The 17,095-nt window shown below is 67.3% G+C and carries 17 protein-coding genes, 1 tRNA gene and 1 other RNA gene; 4 read left to right on the plus strand and 15 right to left on the minus strand.

Going from position 1 to position 17,095, the window contains the following annotated elements:
- Positions 1-186 precede the first annotated feature (186 nt).
- The 3 genes from Q7T84_RS20915 to Q7T84_RS20925 all read right to left on the minus strand — a co-directional run bounded on the left by Q7T84_RS20915 (position 187) and on the right by Q7T84_RS20925 (position 5,665).
- On the minus strand, positions 187-3,084 hold the full coding sequence (locus tag Q7T84_RS20915; RefSeq protein WP_304813075.1) for a TonB-dependent siderophore receptor: 2,898 nt from the start codon (positions 3,082-3,084) through the stop codon (positions 187-189).
- Positions 3,085-3,806: 722 nt separating this feature from the next.
- Entirely contained in the window at positions 3,807-4,556 is a 750-nt protein-coding gene (locus tag Q7T84_RS20920; protein WP_304813078.1) for a class I SAM-dependent methyltransferase, read from the minus strand.
- 92 nt (positions 4,557-4,648) lie between these two features.
- A complete protein-coding gene (locus Q7T84_RS20925; protein WP_304813080.1) occupies positions 4,649-5,665 on the minus strand; it encodes an NAD(P)-dependent alcohol dehydrogenase in 1,017 nt (338 codons plus the stop codon).
- Between the two features lie 113 nt (positions 5,666-5,778).
- Between Q7T84_RS20925 and Q7T84_RS20930 the strand changes: the two genes are divergently transcribed.
- The gene (locus tag Q7T84_RS20930; protein ID WP_304813082.1) at positions 5,779-6,162 is read left to right on the plus strand and encodes a helix-turn-helix domain-containing protein; all 384 of its coding nucleotides are present in this window, start codon (positions 5,779-5,781) and stop codon (positions 6,160-6,162) included.
- Between the two features lie 127 nt (positions 6,163-6,289).
- On the opposite strand, the gene Q7T84_RS20935 is transcribed toward Q7T84_RS20930, so the two are convergent.
- Both Q7T84_RS20935 and cpdR read right to left on the minus strand, forming a co-directional pair.
- A tRNA-Val gene (locus Q7T84_RS20935) sits at positions 6,290-6,364 on the minus strand.
- Positions 6,365-6,479: 115 nt separating this feature from the next.
- Positions 6,480-6,839 carry a cell cycle two-component system response regulator CpdR gene (cpdR, locus tag Q7T84_RS20940; RefSeq protein ID WP_304813085.1) on the minus strand — a complete coding sequence of 120 codons (360 nt, stop codon included), beginning with the start codon at positions 6,837-6,839 and terminating at the stop codon, positions 6,480-6,482.
- Between the two features lie 124 nt (positions 6,840-6,963).
- Between cpdR and Q7T84_RS20945 the strand changes: the two genes are divergently transcribed.
- Positions 6,964-7,866, plus strand: coding sequence for an N-formylglutamate amidohydrolase (locus tag Q7T84_RS20945; protein WP_304813115.1), 903 nt, complete (start codon positions 6,964-6,966; stop codon positions 7,864-7,866).
- A gap of 281 nt (positions 7,867-8,147) precedes the next feature.
- Here Q7T84_RS20945 and recR read toward each other — a convergent pair whose 3' ends face one another.
- The 5 genes from recR to ffs all read right to left on the minus strand — a co-directional run bounded on the left by recR (position 8,148) and on the right by ffs (position 11,700).
- Positions 8,148-8,750, minus strand: coding sequence for a recombination mediator RecR (gene recR, locus Q7T84_RS20950; RefSeq protein ID WP_304813088.1), 603 nt, complete (start codon positions 8,748-8,750; stop codon positions 8,148-8,150).
- A gap of 142 nt (positions 8,751-8,892) precedes the next feature.
- Positions 8,893-9,396, minus strand: coding sequence for a hypothetical protein (locus tag Q7T84_RS20955; protein ID WP_304813090.1), 504 nt, complete (start codon positions 9,394-9,396; stop codon positions 8,893-8,895).
- A gap of 39 nt (positions 9,397-9,435) precedes the next feature.
- Positions 9,436-9,762: a YbaB/EbfC family nucleoid-associated protein gene (locus Q7T84_RS20960; RefSeq protein WP_056736107.1), complete on the minus strand. Its 327-nt coding sequence runs from the start codon at positions 9,760-9,762 to the stop codon at positions 9,436-9,438.
- A gap of 7 nt (positions 9,763-9,769) precedes the next feature.
- Positions 9,770-11,563 carry a DNA polymerase III subunit gamma/tau gene (locus tag Q7T84_RS20965; RefSeq protein WP_304813093.1) on the minus strand — a complete coding sequence of 598 codons (1,794 nt, stop codon included), beginning with the start codon at positions 11,561-11,563 and terminating at the stop codon, positions 9,770-9,772.
- Positions 11,564-11,601: 38 nt separating this feature from the next.
- An RNA gene (gene ffs, locus Q7T84_RS20970) (signal recognition particle sRNA small type) lies at positions 11,602-11,700 on the minus strand.
- Positions 11,701-11,760: 60 nt separating this feature from the next.
- On the opposite strand from ffs, the gene nudC reads away from it, so the two are divergent.
- Positions 11,761-12,690 (plus strand): NAD(+) diphosphatase, encoded by a 930-nt coding sequence (gene nudC, locus Q7T84_RS20975; RefSeq protein ID WP_304813100.1) that lies wholly within the window; start codon positions 11,761-11,763, stop codon positions 12,688-12,690.
- 196 nt (positions 12,691-12,886) lie between these two features.
- Here the strand turns inward: nudC and Q7T84_RS20980 are convergent, their stop codons facing one another.
- From Q7T84_RS20980 to Q7T84_RS20990, 3 genes are read right to left on the minus strand one after another with little or no spacing between them, the layout of a single operon-like run.
- Positions 12,887-13,186 (minus strand): hypothetical protein, encoded by a 300-nt coding sequence (locus Q7T84_RS20980; RefSeq protein WP_304813102.1) that lies wholly within the window; start codon positions 13,184-13,186, stop codon positions 12,887-12,889.
- A 1-nt stretch (position 13,187) separates the two neighbouring features.
- On the minus strand, positions 13,188-14,033 hold the full coding sequence (locus Q7T84_RS20985; protein WP_304813104.1) for a prephenate dehydratase: 846 nt from the start codon (positions 14,031-14,033) through the stop codon (positions 13,188-13,190).
- Positions 14,030-14,767, minus strand: a complete 738-nt coding sequence (locus Q7T84_RS20990) for a 3-deoxy-manno-octulosonate cytidylyltransferase (protein WP_304813106.1) — start codon at positions 14,765-14,767, stop codon at positions 14,030-14,032. The genes Q7T84_RS20985 and Q7T84_RS20990 overlap by 4 nt, the downstream gene beginning before the upstream one ends.
- A gap of 134 nt (positions 14,768-14,901) precedes the next feature.
- Here Q7T84_RS20990 and Q7T84_RS20995 point away from each other — a divergent pair, with 134 nt between their 5' ends.
- Positions 14,902-15,561: a cytochrome c family protein gene (locus Q7T84_RS20995; protein ID WP_304813109.1), complete on the plus strand. Its 660-nt coding sequence runs from the start codon at positions 14,902-14,904 to the stop codon at positions 15,559-15,561.
- A gap of 4 nt (positions 15,562-15,565) precedes the next feature.
- On the opposite strand, the gene Q7T84_RS21000 is transcribed toward Q7T84_RS20995, so the two are convergent.
- Together Q7T84_RS21000 and Q7T84_RS21005 are read right to left on the minus strand one after the other, a co-directional pair.
- Positions 15,566-16,399, minus strand: coding sequence for a C40 family peptidase (locus Q7T84_RS21000; protein ID WP_304813112.1), 834 nt, complete (start codon positions 16,397-16,399; stop codon positions 15,566-15,568).
- A partial coding sequence (locus tag Q7T84_RS21005; protein ID WP_370653696.1) for a M17 family metallopeptidase occupies positions 16,396-17,095 on the minus strand: 700 nt, incomplete at its 5' end. The genes Q7T84_RS21005 and Q7T84_RS21000, both read right to left, overlap by 4 nt.

Here is a 17,095-nt window from a genome sequence, read left to right on the forward strand (position 1 = left end):
TCGAGGGCCTCGCCAGACCTGCCAGACAAGCGCGAATATGGCGGTGTGGCGCCTAAGCCGCGCCCATGAAAAAAGGCGCCGCGAGGGAAACCTCGCGGCGCCTTGAAGGCGTTTTCCCGACCCTCACGGCCGGAATTGGCCGCCCGATTCAGGTCGGGCGGCCGGTCCGGTCCATGCCGGCGCGACTCAGAAGTGCTTGCGGATCCCCAGCTTGTAGCTGCGGCCGTAGACGTTCCCGATGAAGGGGTCGTAGCTCAGCTCCAAGCGCGCGGCCGAGGGGTCGCGGTCGAAGACGTTGAACACCGAGGCGGTGAGCGTCGTGTCCCACGGAAGCTCGACCCGATAGGTCAGATCCATCGAGTAGTAGTCGTCCACCTTCTGGCCGAAGGTGATCGGCACCAGCACGCCGACGGCGTTCTGGATGCTGATCGGCGCCCGGTTGTCGACCGCGCCATCGACGAAGGTCACGTCCGCGCGGATGTTGTGGATCCCGCGGTTGTACTCGGCATAGGCGTTGGCCCGCCAATCGGAGATGGTCCCCGGCAGGCGGTCATAGTTGGTGAAGCCGCGGGCGTCGTAGCCCTCGCTCACCAGCACGCCGTTGAACATGAAGTCGTCGTACTCGTACTTCAGGTAGTAGCTGGCCGCGACCCCGGCCGAGGCCCTGCCGCCCCACACGTCGTCAGCGCGATAGTCCAGCGAGACGTCGATGCCGGAGGCCTTGATCTCCGGCCCGTTGGTCAGCTCCGAACGCACCCGCGCGATGTCGTTGCCCACTGTCACGCCGGGGGTGCAGGTGTTGTTGTTGTTGAAGGTGATCAGGCCCCGCAGCGGACTGGCGCAGTTCACCAGCTGGGTGCCGTTGCCCACGCCGGCCACCGAGGTGGCGATGACATTGGCCGGGACGTTGACGATCTGGTCTTCGATCTTGAAGCTCCAGTAGTCGATGATCGCCCGGAAGCCTTCCTTTTCGAAGATCGCGCCGAGGCTGTAGGTGAAGGCCTTCTCCGGTCCGATGGACGGGTTGCCGGGGAAGTCGACGGACTTGAAGTTGTTGCCCGCCGCGATGATCCCCGACAGGCCGGTGACCTGGTTGCTGGAGCGGTTCGTCGGGGTCGGCCCCCGGAAGGTGGTGCCGACCGAGCCGCGCAGGGCGAAGGTGTCGAAGACCTGCCACTTCATGGCCAGCTTGGGGTTGGTCGTCGATCCGGTCTCGCCGCCATAGTCCTCGTAGCGGATCGCGAGCTGGGCGTTCAGCTTGTCGGTGATCGGCAGGCTGGCTTCAGCGAACAGCGCGTAGATCGAGTCGTCCAGCTGCGACGGCGTGCTTTGGCCCAGGAAGATATAGGGGCCGGTCTGCACCGCGCAGTTCTGCTGTCCGGGGATCGGGCACGGATTGATCCGGCGATCCTGGAAGGCGCTGCCCAGGGTGGTCTGCAGCTCGCTGCGGCGATACTGGGCGCCCGCGGCCCAGCCGATGTCCCCGCCCGGGAGCGTCCACGGCAGCTTGCCGTTGACGACCGCGTCGACCACCAGAAGGCTCTGGGTGTTCTGCGTGTTCTGGGCGTCGAACAGGTAGCGGACCAGTTCGGGGTTGTTGGCGTTCGCCGAGACGAAGCCTGGATTGGTCAGGCCCAGAGCCGGGTTGCCCGCATAGCCGTTGGAGAACGGGTTGAAGTACTGGCAGCCGTTCTGGCCAGGCGTCGTGCCCGTGCAGTTGAAGCCGCCGAGGCCGTTCAGGGCCCGTTGCAGGCGGTCGATCAGGATGTCGGTGGTGGTCTGGTCGCTGGTCGCGTCCGAATAGGTGACCGCCGTCTCCCAGCCGATGCCGCTGAACTCACCGCTCAACGCCGCCGAAACCCGGTAGATGTCGTAGGTGCGGCTGCCGACCTGGCCGCCATAGCCCTCGGCCGGGTTGCCGCCCGCGCCCAGGGCGCGGAACAGGGTCAGCGAGACGTTGTTGGTCGCCGCGATCTGACCGGCCGACAGGCCAGCCTGTTGCAGCGCCGTCAGGACGCCTGGGTTGCTGGTCGGCGCCGTGAACACCCCCACGCTGCCGGGACCGTTCGGACCCGAGGTCGGCGGATAGGACGGCGAGAACCGGATGTTCGGGATGTCGGTCTTGGAATAGAGGCCCTCGACGTGCAGCCGCAGATTGTCCGAGAAGTCCATATTGGCTTCGGCGTAAATCTGGAACCGGTCCTCATCCTCGATGAGGTTGTCGAACGGCACGTAAGAGAAGTAGCAGGCCGGCGTCGTACCGCTGACCCCGGCGAAGCCGCCGACGGCCGAGCAGTTGGCGTCGCGCTGAACGCCCGCCGTCGGGGTCGCCCCGTTACGCGGCAGGAACGATGGCGGCTGACCAAGAACCGAATAGCCCGATGGATTGGTCAGATAGGGCTGATTGGCCCAGTCGCGTTCGGTGGTTCGCAGTTCCGAGCGGTGTTGATACCCGGCGCTCAGCAGGATGTTGCCGTTCTCGCCGACCCAGCCATAGACCGCGCTGGCGCTATAGTCGCCGTCCGAGCCGTCGACGAAGCGGTAGTCCGCCGAGACGTCCAGGCCTTCGAAATTCTTGCGGGTGATGAAGTTGACCACCCCGGCGATCGCGTCTGAACCGTAGGTCGCCGCGGCGCCGTCCTTCAGCACCTCGACGCGGCCAATGGCGGCGGCCGGCATCAGGTTGGTGTCGACCCCGCCGCTGCCCGCGCCAGGCGAAGCCGTCGTGCGGCGGCCGTTCAGCAGCACCAGCGTCCGCAGGCTTCCCAGGCCGCGCAAGTTGATCGTACCGGCGCCGACCTGGCCCTGGGCCGTGGTCGAGAACTGGTTTGAGTCGCCTAGCACCGGGCCGCTGATCGGCAGGGACTTGATGAGATCGATGGTGGTGGGCGAACCGCGCTTCGAAAGCTCTTCAGCACCGATGACATCGACCGGCAGAGCTGCGTCTTCAGGCGTGCCCCGGATGAACGACCCGGTGACCACCACTTCTTCGACGGTGCCGCCCTCTTGGGCCAGGGCTTGACCGCCCATGGCCATGGCGACGGCCATGATCGAGCCGCTATAAAAATACCTACTCTTCAACATCTTGTTCCTCCCGCTCACGGACGCCGAAATCGATCTGACGCGATGGTCGTCCGTGGGTACGAAGATCAAACGCTCGTTTGGCGAAGGGACGCTAGGTCAATCTTGCAGCGCCGCAACAATCCATTCGAACTGCGTTCAAATCGCAACACCGTTATCCGTAACGCGTTTTTTGACGGACCTGATGAAATCGGCCGCCTAGGCACGCATCCCAGCGCGCATGAAAGCAGCGACAGCGCCCCGGCTCGCTACCGGCGCCCCAGCCCCATGGCGAAGGCCTCAATGGTCCGTCGGAACAGATCTCAAAAACATACCGATGATTGCAAACAATTGTCCGGGGCCATTGGCTCAAAGCTGGCCAATTGTGATTAGGCATCCAGGCAGGATCTTCTCGTCTTGATGTCCAAACTGACCACCGATGACTTCCAACCGGTTTAGAGGTTGAAACCAGCAGACATTGGAGCACCTGACGGACAGCATCGTCGCTTTGCGCACGACCTTACAAACGCTATCAGCGAGGCGTTGCTATGAAACTATTCGGCGCCATCGCTCCTGGTCGGCGCCTCATCTCTCGCCTTCGCGTCCACTGCTCTGGGACCTGACATCACCGAGGACCAAAGCCTTGGCGTGGACGTCCACCGCCGTTTCCAGGGCGATGATAATGATCGGCTTCGGCGCGCCGTCGGCGCTCAAGGCTCGACCATGCCGCGAGATCAGGCCCGCGCTTAGGCCCTCACCGCCCGCACCAAGAAGCGCGAATAAGTGAATTCCAACGGCCGACCCGCCTGCAATTGACGGTGCAGGGCGCCCAGCACATCGCGACTCCGATCGACCTCGAAGCCTTCGACCACCCAAGGAACGGCCTTCAGGAAATAGACCAGCGCCCCGACGTCCAAAAACGTCACCGGGCCGCGCCATGCCGCGCGCAGCTGGATCTCACAGCCGAGCGCCACGAGGTCCTCGCACACCCGGTCCAGGGTGTTGTCTGGATAGGCGAGCCGCCCGCCAAACGCGGCGACCAGATCGGCCAGATTATCGCCGCCGACCTGCTGGGTCAGAAACACCCCGCCCGGCTGGAGGATCCGGTGCATTTCGGCGGCTCGGAAGCCGCCATGGCGATTCAGCACCAGGTCGAACGCGCCGTCCTCGAACGGCATGCCCGACTGCGTATTCCCCTCAAAGACCGCCACACCGAGCGACTCCAGCCGGCGCCGCGCCACGGCGAGGTTCGGCACATAACCCTCGACGGCCCGCGCACGTCCAGGGAACGGCGCCAAGGAGGAAAAGACCTCTCCCCCGCCCGTCGCCACATCCAGGATGTCCTGAGCGCCAACGACCGCCGCCTTGGCCAGGTCGAGATAGGACCAGGGCGGCTCGCCCTCGATCAATCGCCCGGCCAGATAGGAGAAGTCCCAGCCCGCGAAGGGCGCCGCGGCGTCCCGCCTCCACTGATCGAGCAGCTCATCTGAGGTCATGCCCCCAAACTGCCGGCCGCATTCGGCGTGCGCAACAGCCAAGGCCAACGAGCTAGGACTGGGCGGACTCAGGCAGACGTCGGTCCCGGACCTCAATTCAGGCAGCGGATCACGACCTTCCCAAGATGCGTGCCGCTTTCAAGATGCGCGAAGGCCTCGCGGGCCTCCTCAAAGGCGAAGACGCGGTCGATCACCGGCTTCAGGCCGCTCGCCCCGACGGCGCGATTGAGGTCCAGTAGCGCAGCGCGGTCGCCCACGGTGATATTGCGGAAAGATGCGCCGCTGGCCTTGAGTTGGAAAAAATCGATGCCGGGGTTCTCGGTGCTGAGGAAGCCGATGGAGGCGATCTCGCCGCCCAGCGCCACGGCGCGCAAGGATTGGGCGATGGTCCCGGGCCCGCCGACCTCGACCACGCGATCTACCCCTCGTCCGTCCGTCAGCACGCGAACCCGCCGCCCCCACTCGGGCTCGTCGACATAGTTCACGATGTGCGCGGCGCCCAACGCCTTTAACTGCTCGGCCTTGGCCGCGCTGGACGTGGTGGCGATCACGGTGGCGCCCACCGCACGGGCCAGCTGCAGGGCGAAAATGGAGACGCCGCCGCTGCCCTGCACAAGCACCGTATGACCGGCGCGAATGGGCGCAGGTCCGGTCAGAGCCGTCCAGGCGGTGAGGCCAGCGCAGGGGAGCGTGCAGGCCTCCTCGTAGGAAAGGGCGTCAGGCAAGCGGACCACAGCCTCCTGGCTGATCGCCTTCAGTTCGCAGAGCCAGCCGTCGCTCTCGGCGCCGTAGCTGTCGCTGGCGATCGTCGAGGGCATTTCGCCGCCGAACCAGCGTGGGTGGAACGCGCCGATCACACGGTCGCCGACCTTGAGCGCGCGAACGCCTTCGCCAACCGCTACGATTTCACCCGCGGCGTCGCTGGCGGGGATCAGGCCCGGGACGCACTTGCGCGGATAGCGGCCCCGCAGCATGGCGATGTCGCGGAAATTCAGAGAGACCGCGTGCACGCGAACCAGCACCTCGCCGCGCTGCGGCTGCGGATCGGGCTCCTCGCGTAGGCGGAGCTCGTCCAGGTTATCGAAGCTGTCGAAACGGTAAGCGCGCATGCGGAGCTCGTATGTGGAGGTGCGGCGGCAGGAAGCCTCAGGCATCTAGGCGGGGCGCTCTCGATCTGACAAGAACGGACGAAAAAGTGTGCCAGTCACCTGAAGGTAAGCTGATGTCCGACCCCCGCCTGGCCGAGCCGAAGGTTCCGAAGATCGCCTGCGTCGACGACGTGGAGGACGCGATCTCAATCCTGGAAGGGCGCTGGAAGATGCTGATCGTCGCGCATCTCTATGGGGAGCCGGTGCTACGCTTCTCGGAGCTGCGCCGCGCGATCCCGCAGGTCTCGCAAAAGATGCTGATCCAGCAGTTGCGCGGTCTGGAGGAGGATGGGGTGGTCACGCGCACCATCTACCCCCAGGTGCCGCCCAAGGTGGAGTACGAGCTTACCGAGCTCGGGCGAGGACTTGGTCCTGTGTTCCTGGCCCTCCTGGATTGGGCTCAGCTTCGCCGCTCATTGTCGGGCGAGGGAGAGGTCGCACAGGGCCAGGCAAGCTGAACCTCCGCGAAAGGGGCGGCAGGGTCTCGCGCCGAAGCCGAACAGCGGGACTTGGTCAGCCCCGCGTCGCGAGTCGACGCCAAGTCTGCGTCGGCTGGGCTTGGCCAAATTCTGGGAAGGAAAGAGATGGTGGACGTGACAGGGATTGAACCTGTGACCCCCTCGATGTCAACGAGGTGCTCTCCCGCTGAGCTACACGTCCGAACCAGTCGGGCCCCCTTTCGGGGACGGGAGGCGGCGGTATAACGGCGAGGGCTCCCTCGCGCAAGCGTCGCAAAACAAAATGTGACGCACCGCCTGTGAATGTTTCGCGCCCGCTAGGCCGCGGCCATCATCCGCTCCACCTCGGTGACGATTTCCCGCAGGTGAATCGGCTTGGACAGCACCTTGGCGCCGGGAGGCGCGGCCTCGCCGGCGGCCAGGGCCACGGCGGCGAAACCGGTGATAAACATGATCCGCAGCCCCGGATGGCGGGCCGCGGCCAAGCGCGCGACCTCGATGCCGTCCATGCCCGGCATGACGATGTCGGTCAGCAGCAGGTCCCATTCCTGGTCGAGGACGGCGACCGCTTCTTCGCCATCGGCGCAGGAGGTCACCTCATAGCCGGCGCGCTGCAGGGCGCGGCTGAGGAAACCGCGCAGAGAGTCATCGTCTTCGGCGAGGAGAATTCGGGGCATGGGCGCTCCGCAAGGCGTCAATCGTAAAGCGGGACTCTACTCCGGCAGATGTAAATCCACCGTGAACCGCCAGGGCGATGCGATCCGTTTGACCCGAAGCAAGACGCATCGTCATATGGCCGCGATGAACGCCTGGGAACCCATCGCCGCAGACGCCGCCGCGCCGAAGGTCCCGCCCTTCGAGTTGCGACGCGCCGCCGAGGCCGGCGCCGCCGCGCCGACCGCCCTGGTCTTCGCCTCCCCGCATTCGGGCCGCTCCTATCCCGACGACATGATGGCCGCCGCGGCGCTCGACGCCCACGCGATTCGGCGCTCTGAAGACGCCTATGTCGATGAACTGATCGGCGCGGCGCCATCACTGGGCGCGGCTTTGATCTCGGCCAATCTGGCCCGGGCCTATATCGACCTGAACCGCGAGGCTTTCGAGCTCGACCAAGGCATGTTCGCCGACGAACTGCCCGATTTCGCCCGCGCGCGGACCGCCCGCGTGGCCGCCGGGCTAGGCGCCATCGCCCGAGTGGTCTCCGAGGGCCAAGAGATCTACGCCCGCAAGCTGACCTTCGCCGAGGCGCGAGGGCGGATAGACGGAACCCACACCCCCTATCACGCCGCCCTGGCGCGCCTGCTGGGCGAGGCCCACTCCGCCCACGGCTACGCCATCCTGATCGACTGGCACTCCATGCCCGCCGCCGCCGCGCGGACCGGCGGCCGTGACGGCCCTTGCGACATGGTGCTGGGCGACCGCTTCGGCGCGTCCTGCTCCAGCCTGGTGACCCAGCGGGTCGAGCGGGAGCTGGAGGCCATGGGCTACCGCGTCGCCCGCAACGCCCCCTATGCGGGCGGCTACACCACCGAGCACTACGGCCGGCCGATGCGGCGCACCCACGCCCTGCAGATCGAGATCAACCGCGCCCTCTATCTGGACGAGGCGAGCCTGGAGCTCACCGAGGGCTTCGCCAAGCTGCAAGCCGACCTAGAGACCCTGACCCGCGCCCTGGTCGCCGCCGACTGGTCGGGTTTGCGCTGACCGTCCACGCCCTCGGGAGAGGTTGGGCCGACGCGCGGCGGCGCTCTACAGACGACGGATCAACACGGACGAGCGCTCCCAAAGACCCCTCACCCGACCTCTCCCCAGCGGGGAGAGGAGAAGAAGCCTCCAATGAAGTCCGGCCTTAGCGTTGCACTGACCATTCCTCTCCCTCGGGAGAGGCTAGGTGAGGGGGCGGCGCGCAGCGGCGCTCTACGCAGTTCGTCAACGGCGGGCTCTCGTCCCGGCCATGACGATCATGAGAGGGAGAGGAGAAGCCCCTAAGCCGGCCGGCGCGCCCGCATGGCCTGGTTGATTGTCCCGTCGTCCAGCCAGTCCAACTCGCCGCCGACCGGAACGCCGCGCGCCAGCATGGTCACCGAGACGTCGGCGTTGGAGAGCCTCTCGGCCAGGTAGTGCGCCGTGGTCTGGCCATCGACCGTGGCCGGCAGGGCCAGGACCACCTCGCGCACGCTCCCTTCCGAGGCGCGCGCCACCAGCGGCCCGATCCGCAGGGCCTCGGGCCCGATCCCATCCAACGCCGAGAGCAAGCCGCCCAGCACGTGGTAGCGGCCGCGGAACGCCACCGCGCGCTCCATCGCCCACAGCGCGCCCACCTCCTCCACCACGCAGATCAACGAGCCATCGCGATGCGGGTCGGCGCAGATCGCGCAGGGGTCCTGGGTGTCCAGCGATCCGCAGAGGCCGCAGGTCTTCACCCGCTGCGCCGCCGTCGACAGCGCCTCGGCCAGGGGCAGCAGCAGTTGGTCGCGGCGCTTCAGCAGCGCCAGGGTGGCGCGCCGCGCCGACCGGGGGCCAAGCCCCGGCAGTTTCGACAACAGCGCGATCAGCCGCTCGATTTCAGGTCCGGCGGAAGCTGCCAAGTGATCTCCGTCAGCGGTAAGCCCAGGATCGCCGAAGCAGCGTCCCCGTCGCTGGTGCATATGTAGCGACGCAGGCGAGAGACGCGAGGATGGAGATGACGCCGTGAGAGAACAAGAGGCTCCGCAGGCGAGACGCTAGACCCTACTTCCGGGTGACGGTGATCTCGAAGGTTCCGCTCTCGCCGCGCCGCGCCGCCGCGCGGACCAGGAAGGGCTTGAGCAGATAGACGGTGTCCCTGACGGCGGTCAGCGAGGCGTCCGGACCATCGACTTCGCCGCGATGCACGGCCGCGCCCGTGGTGTCGGCGGCGTCGACCACGTTGAGATACTGGCTGGTGTTCGAGGGCTTGAAGGCCACGGTGAGGGTCTGACCCGCCGCCACCGGCACCGCGTAGACCGGCGCCTTGTAGCTCTTGATCGCCCCTGAGGCGCTGGTCGCGCCGGTCGGGGCGAAGGTCAGGGCCTCCACGGTGTCGTCGGGCGTCAAGCTGGCCTGCACGGCCGCCACGTCAACCGGGGGCAGGGTCACAGCGACGGGCGCTGGAGCAGCCGCGGCCGCGCTCTCCTTGGTCGCGGCGGGCTGCGCCGGTCCATTGCAGGCCGCCAGGCTAAGGGCCAAGACGCCGATCAGCATTTCAGTTCTCATCACGCTCTCCGTGTCGGCGGGAGACCCGCCAGGCGCAGACTAGAACTTCGGCATGCCCGGAAGGTTCATTCCGGCCAGCGGGCCGGCGGCTTCGCGCATCAGCTCGGACTGCTGGGCGTCGAGCTTGCGCTTGGCGTCGGCGTGGGCGGCGACCAGCAGGTCGGAGATCACCTCGCCCTCGCCGGGGGCCAGCAGGCTCTCGTCCAGTTCGACGCCCGACAGCTCGCCCGTCCCCTTGAGGGTGAGCTTGACCATCCCGCCGCCGGAGGTGCCCTCGACGACGATCTCGGCGATGCGCGCCTGGGCGTCGGCCAGCTTCTGCTGCATGGCCTGGGCCTGCTTCATGATGGAACCGAGATCTTTCATGGCAGCCTCACTCGTCGTCTTCGTCTTCGTCGGGCGCGTCGGTCATCGGCGACGCCTCGGGTTGCGGCAGGTTCCGCACGCTGATGATCTCGGCGCCCGGGAAGGCGGCCATCACCGACAGTACGAACGGGTCGATCTCGATCTCGGCGCGGACCTCGCGCTCTTCGCGCTTCTGGCGCTCCCAGGCGCTTTCGGCCCCGCCGCCGCCCTGGGCCGCGACCAGCCACGGCTGGCCGGTCCACTCCTTGAGCCGCGCCACCAGACGCTGGGCCAGGTTGTTGGGCGCGCCGGGCGCGGGCTCGTACTCCAGTACGCCCGGACGGAAGCTGATCGGGCGCACATAGCGCTCGACGTCCAGCCGCAGCGCGATCTCGCGCTTCTTGTCCATCAGGGCGATGACGTCGGCGAACGACTTCAGCACCGGGGCCGCGTCGCTGACCGCCGGCTGCGGCATGGCGCGGGCCTGGGCGGTGACCCCGCCCCCGCCCATCGAGGCCGAGACGCCGCCGCCCCCACCGCCGCCGCCCGAAGGCGGGCCGCCGGTCAGCGGTTCGCCCGACTGCAGGCGCCGCAGCGCCTCTTCCGGGCCCGGCAGGTCGGCGGCGTAGGCCAGCCGGATGATCGCCATGTCGCAGGCCGCCGCGGCGTCGGGCGCGCGGCGAACCTCTTCGTGGGCCTTCAGCAGCATCTGCCAGATCCGAGACAGGTTGCCGGCCGAGACCGAGGCCCCCACCGCCGCCAGCCGCGCGGCCTGTTCCTTGGGCAAGGTCAGGGCCTGCGGGCCGATGGCCTTGGCGACCGAGGCGCCATGGGTATGGTCCAGCAGGTCGAGCATGACCTGGCCGGGCTCGGCCCCGAAATTATACAGCGTGCGGAAGGTCGCGATCGCCACGCCGCTCTCGCCGCGCATGATCTGCTCGAACAGGCTGATGGTCTGCGCGCGGTCGGCCAGGCCCAGCATGTCGCGGATCGAGCCGGCGGTGACCATCTCGCCCGGCTCGGCCTGGACGATGGCCTGGTCCAGCATCGACTGGGCGTCGCGCACCGAACCCTCGGCGGCGCGGGCGATCAGCAGCATGCCCTCGTTCTCGACCTGCGCGCCTTCCTTGCCGGCGATCATCTCCAGGTTCTTGATGATCACGTCCGGCTCGACCCGGCGCAGGTCGAATCGCTGACAGCGCGACAGGATGGTCACCGGAACCTTGCGGATCTCGGTGGTGGCGAAGATGAACTTGGCGTGGGGCGGCGGCTCTTCGAGGGTCTTCAGGAGCGCGTTGAACGCCCCTGTCGACAGCATGTGCACCTCATCGATGATGTAGACCTTGTAGCGCGCCTCGACCGGCGCATAGCGCACCCCGTCGAGCAGTTCACGCATGTCGGCCACGCCGGTGCGGCTGGCGGCGTCGAGCTCCAGCACGTCCATGTGCCGGCCCTCGATGATCGAGCGGCAGTGCCGGCCTTCCTCGTTCAGATCCAGGGTCGGCTCGTGAATCGAGTCGGTGTCATAGTTCAGCGCCCGGGCCAGCAGTCGCGCGGTGGTGGTCTTGCCGACGCCCCGGACCCCGGTGAGCATGAAGGCGTGGGCGATCCGGCCGCTGGAGAAGGCGTTGCGCAGCGTGCGCACCATCGCCTCCTGACCAAACAGGTCATCAAAGGTCCGCGGGCGGTATTTGCGCGCGATGACGGTGTAGGCGGCTGATTGTTCGACCGGCGCGGCGGCAGGCGAGGCGATGGGCGCCCCGAACATGTCGCTTGTATTGGGATCGCGATCGAGGGTCTCGGGATCTTCTTCGTCAGCCATTGGCGCCCGAGGATTGAGGCTGGAACCCTGAGGGTTCTGGGTGGAGACCGGACAACGACCCGGAGCGAAACTCGTTGCGGCTGCTTCCTTCCGGACCTGACCGGGTTAGCGAGGCGTCCGCCCGTCGCCGATCTCCGCCCCCTATATCGCGGCCTTGAGGCTCGCGCGCAAGCGGCAGCAGAGCTACAACACCACTCATGCCTCTTTCCGCCTTCCAGAACACCTTCGCCGGCAACCCTTTGAACCGCGCCAGCGAAAGGCGCGGCGACGCCTCATGGCTTGCCGAAAAGCTCGCCGCCCCTGATTCGCTGGCCGTCGCGGTCTGGAACGGCAAGCCGTTCGTGGAGAACGCCAAGGACGGCGGGGTCCAGATCGCCTACCTGCCCTCGCGGATGGCCGAGGAACTGGCCGGCGGTCCCGAACGGTTGCTGTTCCTGGGCCTGTGGCAAGAAACCGCGGTCTTCGCCGTCGATCTGGAGGGCGGGGTCGACCCGGCCGACGGGCCGCTGGCCGGCCTCGGGCGATTCGAGGATCTGCGCGCCATGGCCCTGCGGCTGCCGGCGACCGACGCGGCGATCATGGCGACGTCAAAGCAGATGTTCGAATGGCGCCGCCGCCATCGCCACTGCGCCTCCTGCGGCGAACAGACCAATGTCATCGACGGCGGCTGGAAGCGCTCGTGCCCGGCCTGCAAGGTCGAGCACTTCCCGCGCACCGATCCGGTAGTGATCATGCTGGCCGTGCATGAGGATCGCTGCATGCTCGGCCGCCAGGAGATCTGGCCGGCCGGAATGTTCTCGGCCCTGGCCGGCTTCCTTGAGCCCGGCGAGACCATCGAGGAGGCCTGCGCCCGCGAGCTTGAGGAAGAGGCTGGCCTCAAGACCGTCTCTGTCGCCTACCACTCGACCCAGCCCTGGCCCTATCCGTCCTCGCTGATGATCGGCCTGATCGCCCAGGTGGCCAATGACGAGGCGACCCCGGACCAGACCGAATTGTCGGAAGTCCGCTGGTTCACCAAGCCCGAGGCCCGCGACCTGATAGCCGGCAAGATCGAGGGAACCTTCGCGCCTGGCGCCATGGCCATCGCCCATCAGCTCCTGAAGAGCTGGGCCGAAAGCGACGACTAGGCCTCACCCAAGCTCGTCATCCCCGGGCTGTGGCTGGGATAGCGCCGACCATCCCTCTCCCTCGGGAGAGGTTAGGTGAGGGGGCCGCGAAGCGGCGCTCTACTGACGATCAATCAGCGCATCGGTGAGGTCCAAAAAGCCCCTCACCCAGCCTCTCCTCGGCGGGGAGAGGAGAAGGAAGGGGAGAGCTGAGCCCCTACGCCACCTTCAACACGACCTCGGAATCATCCCCGCGCCGCGTGCGGCGCTCCAGCCTGGCCTGGCCGAGCGCGTTCGACAGACGCTCGGCGAAGGCCCGAACCTCGGGGTTCGTCGCGCCGTTGACCGTGATCATATAGGGCGGCGAAAGCTCGCTCATCGTGCCGAACACCATCGAGTCCACGAAGGCCTCGATGCTGGAGCCGTGACCGGGCAGGGCCAGGATCGCCTCCTGCAGCACCCGGCCGAACTCCTTGGGATTGCGGCACGCCGCGACATCGATCTCGATACGTTTCATCTTAGCCACGTGACCTGAAGGCGTCGGCTGGATAAACGCCGAGAATCTCGAACCGTTCGGAGAAGAACCGCAACTCCTCGAGGGCCAGCGCCAAATCGCGATCCTCGGGACGGCCGTCGACCTCGGCATAGAAGAAGGTCGCGGTGAACGCGCCGTTCTCCATGTAGCTCTCCAGCTTGGTCATGTTCACGCCATTGGTCGCAAAGCCGCCCAACGCCTTATAGAGCGCGGCGGGCAGGTTGCGGACGCGGAAGATGAAGCTGGTCACGCAAGGCGTGGTGAATGGCGGCGGCGGCGGGTTCTTGTCGGCCGTCATCACCAGGAAGCGGGTGGTGTTGTTGTGCTCGTCCTCGATGTCGCGCGCGACAATCTCCAGGCCGTAGAGTTCGGCGGCCAGGGCCGGCGAGACCGCGCCGTGGGTCGGGTCGGGATTTTCTGACAGCAGCTTGGCGGCCAGGGCGGTGTCGCCCACCGGCACGGTCTTCAGCCCCATTCGGCGCAGCGACTTGCGGCATTGGCCCAGCGCGATCGGCATGGAGGCGACGGTCTTCACGTCCTCCAGCTTCACGCCGGGATTGACCATCAGCTGGAAGTGAATCGGCTTGAACCGCTCGCCGATGATCTTCAGCCCCGAGGACGGCAGCAGGTGGTGAACGTCGGCGACCCGGCCGGCGATCGAGTTTTCCACCGGAATCATGCCGAGTTGGCAGTCCCCGGTCTTCACCGCATCGAACGCCTCCTCGAAGGCGGCGTGGGGCACCGGCTCCATGTCTGGAAAGGCCGCGACGCAGGCCTCATGGCTATTGGCGCCGAGCTCGCCCTGGAAGGCGATCCGTCCCTTGGTCATGAAGTCTTCCTTGCGTGGGCCCGAGCCCGTTCGAGATCTGCGGGGTTATCGACCGAGATCGGCGCTTCGTCGATGACCGCCGCCCAGATGGACATGCCAAGCTCCAGCGCGCGCAGCTGTTCCAGCCGCTCGCGCAGCTCCAGCGGCGAGGGTGGAGCGGCGGTGAAGCGCAGCAACGCCTCGCGGCGATAGCCATAGACCCCATGGTGAAGCCAGACCGGCGCGTCGCCATAGAGCACCGAGCGGGTGAAATAGAGCGCCCGCGCGCTTCGCCCGTCGGCGGCCATCGAAGCCACGACCTTGGGAATATCAGGATTGGCGCGCTCAGCCACGTCGGCCTCGGCCACCATCACCGTGGCGATGTCGCACGACGGCTGGTCGGCGAGCAGCCGGGCGGTCGCCTCGACCACGCTAGGGGCCAAGAAAGGAATGTCGCCCTGGAGGTTGATGATCACGTCGTGATCGCCAGCCGGATCGATCTCGTTCAGGGCCGCGACGATTCGGTCCGAGCCCGAGGGCAGGTCGGGGTCGGTCAGCACCGCCAGCCCGCCGGCGGCGCGAACCGCCTCGACGATCTCGACATCGCCCGCCGCCACCGCCACGGGTCCTATGGCCGCGGCCTGCGCCTGGCGCAGCACGCGGACGATCATCGGTATGCCATTGATGTCCGCCAGCGGCTTACCAGGCAGCCTGGTGGCCGCCATTCGGGCCGGGATGAGGATGATCGGTTTCATGAGATCCTGAGCGAGCAACTGGCTGGTTGCGCGGGCGGCGGTAGCGTGTAAGAGAGCCGGGCGCAATAAGGGGCGGGGTTACCCGCGCTTCCGCCAGCCGTTGGCTGGCCGTTGAGAGGGCCGATTTAAGGACTATGAGCGACCTTACGTTCAACAAAGTCGTTGGCGCAGTGCTGGCGACCGGTCTGGCCATCGTCGGCCTTCGTGAAATTTCTTCGGGCATTTTCGCGCCGCATCCGGTCGAGAAGCCTGGCTACGCCATCGCGGTCGCCGAGGATACCGGCGGCGGCGGCGCGGTCGCCGAAGCTCCGATCGATTGGGGCACCGTGCTGCCGATCGCCGACATCAAGGCGGGCGAAGCGGTCTTCGCTAAGTGCAAATCCTGCCACACGGTGGACGCTGGCGGCGCCAACGGCACCGGCCCGAACCTGCATGGCACGCTCGGCAAGAAGCCCGGCACCCATCCCGGCTTCGCCTATTCGGCCGGCATGATCGCTGAAGGCGACAAGGCCAAGGTCTGGAGCTACGAGGAAATGTCGGAGTTCCTGAAGGCTCCGCAAAAGCACGTGCCGGGCACCAAGATGACCTTCGTCGGTCTGAAGAAGGCCGAAGATCGCATCGCGGTCATCGCTTATCTGCATAGCGAAGGCTCCACCCTGCCCTTCCCGGCGCCGAACCCGGCCGCGGCCGCTGCTCCTGCGGCTCCTGCCGCTGACGGCGCGGCTGCTCCGGCGGCTGGTGCGGCTCCCGCCGCGGGCGCTCCGGCTGCAGCGGCTCCGGCCGCCGCGCAATAATCATCTAAGGGCGGCGATAGGCGGTGGGTTCGCCCACCCCCGCCGCGATGTAACGGGCCCTTGTCTGCGACAGGGGCTCGATTGCTGTGGCCATATGGTGCGCGTTGGCGTGGATGATCCGCTCGGCGTCCAGCATCATCGCCACATGCCCCTTCCAGAACACCAGGTCTCCACGTCTCAGGTCCGCCGCCACCAGCGGCTGGCCCAGCCGCTCCTGCTGGTCGGTATCGCGCGGATAGGCGATCCCGCAGGCCGCCAGCGCCTGCTGCGTCAGGCCTGAGCAGTCCAGCCCCAGGCTCTCGCGCCCGCCCCACAGATAGGGGGCGCCCAGAAACCGCTCAGCCACCGTAACGGGGTCGACCTCGAACCGCCCGATCGGGGCCAGGTGGTCCTCGACGAACCAACCCGTCCCCGCCGCCTTGGCGAATCGGCCGTCACGCGCCTCGATGCGGACCAGGGCGTTGATCGAATAGGGACCGAAGGCCCGGGTCTTGATGCTGGGCTCGGCGAAGGCGTAGGTGCGAATCGCCGCGACCCGGTGGGTCGGCAGGGCGCCCGCCGGCGCGAGGGCCGCGCGCTCCACGAACCCGACATAGCCGTCACGGCGCGACTGCCCCCAGGCAAAGCCGTCCTGCTCGCCCAGCACCTCGAAAATCTCGCCAAACAACAACTGGTCCAGTTGCTCGCCCGTCAGGTCCGGCGTCCGGCGGATGGCCACGGCCGGGACGATGGCGACCTGGACCTGCGAGTCTGCATAGGCGTCAGCTGCGACCACGCCTTCCAGGGCGCGGGCGGCCAAGTCGCCACGCGCCAAGGTCACGCGAGAATCGCGACTCACGCGAAGCGGTCCCGAATCATTTGGTAGAGCGCGCGCACCGCCTGGACCTCGCCACCCGAGGGCCAGCCCGGCCGACTGCGCGGGTTCCAGGCGAAGATGTCGAAGTGCGCCCACGGACCCTTCGGCGCGAATTTCTGCAGGAACAACGCCGCCGTCACCGAGCCCGCCTGGGCCCAACCGTCCGAGTCGTTCTTGATGTCCGCGACGTCGGAATCCAGCGCGTCGACATAGCCCTTCCACAGCGGCATCCGCCACATGGGGTCGCAGACCGCCGTCATCGCCGCCTCGATCTGACCGGCCAGTTCCTCGTCGTCGGTATAGAACGGGGGCAGTTGCGGCCCCAGCGCGGCGCGCGCGGCGCCGGTCAGGGTCGCCAGGTCCAGGGTCAGGGCCGGCTCCAACTCCTCGGCCCGGGTCAGGGCGTCGGCCAGGATCAACCGCCCCTCGGCGTCGGTGTTGCCTACCTCGATGGTCAGGCCCTTGCGGCTGTCCAGCACATCGCCCGGCCGCATGGCGTCGCCGGAAATGGCGTTCTCCACCACCGGAATCAGGATCGCCAGCCGCACTGGCAGGTTGGCGGCCATGATCATGCGGCCGAGCGCCAGGACATGGGCGGCGCCGCCCATGTCCTTCTTCATGTTGCGCATGCCGGCCGAGGGCTTGATGTCGAGGCCGCCGGTGTCGAACACCACGCCC

It is taken from the genome of Phenylobacterium sp. (assembly GCF_030654915.1).
Classification (GTDB): Bacteria; Pseudomonadota; Alphaproteobacteria; order Caulobacterales; family Caulobacteraceae; genus Phenylobacterium.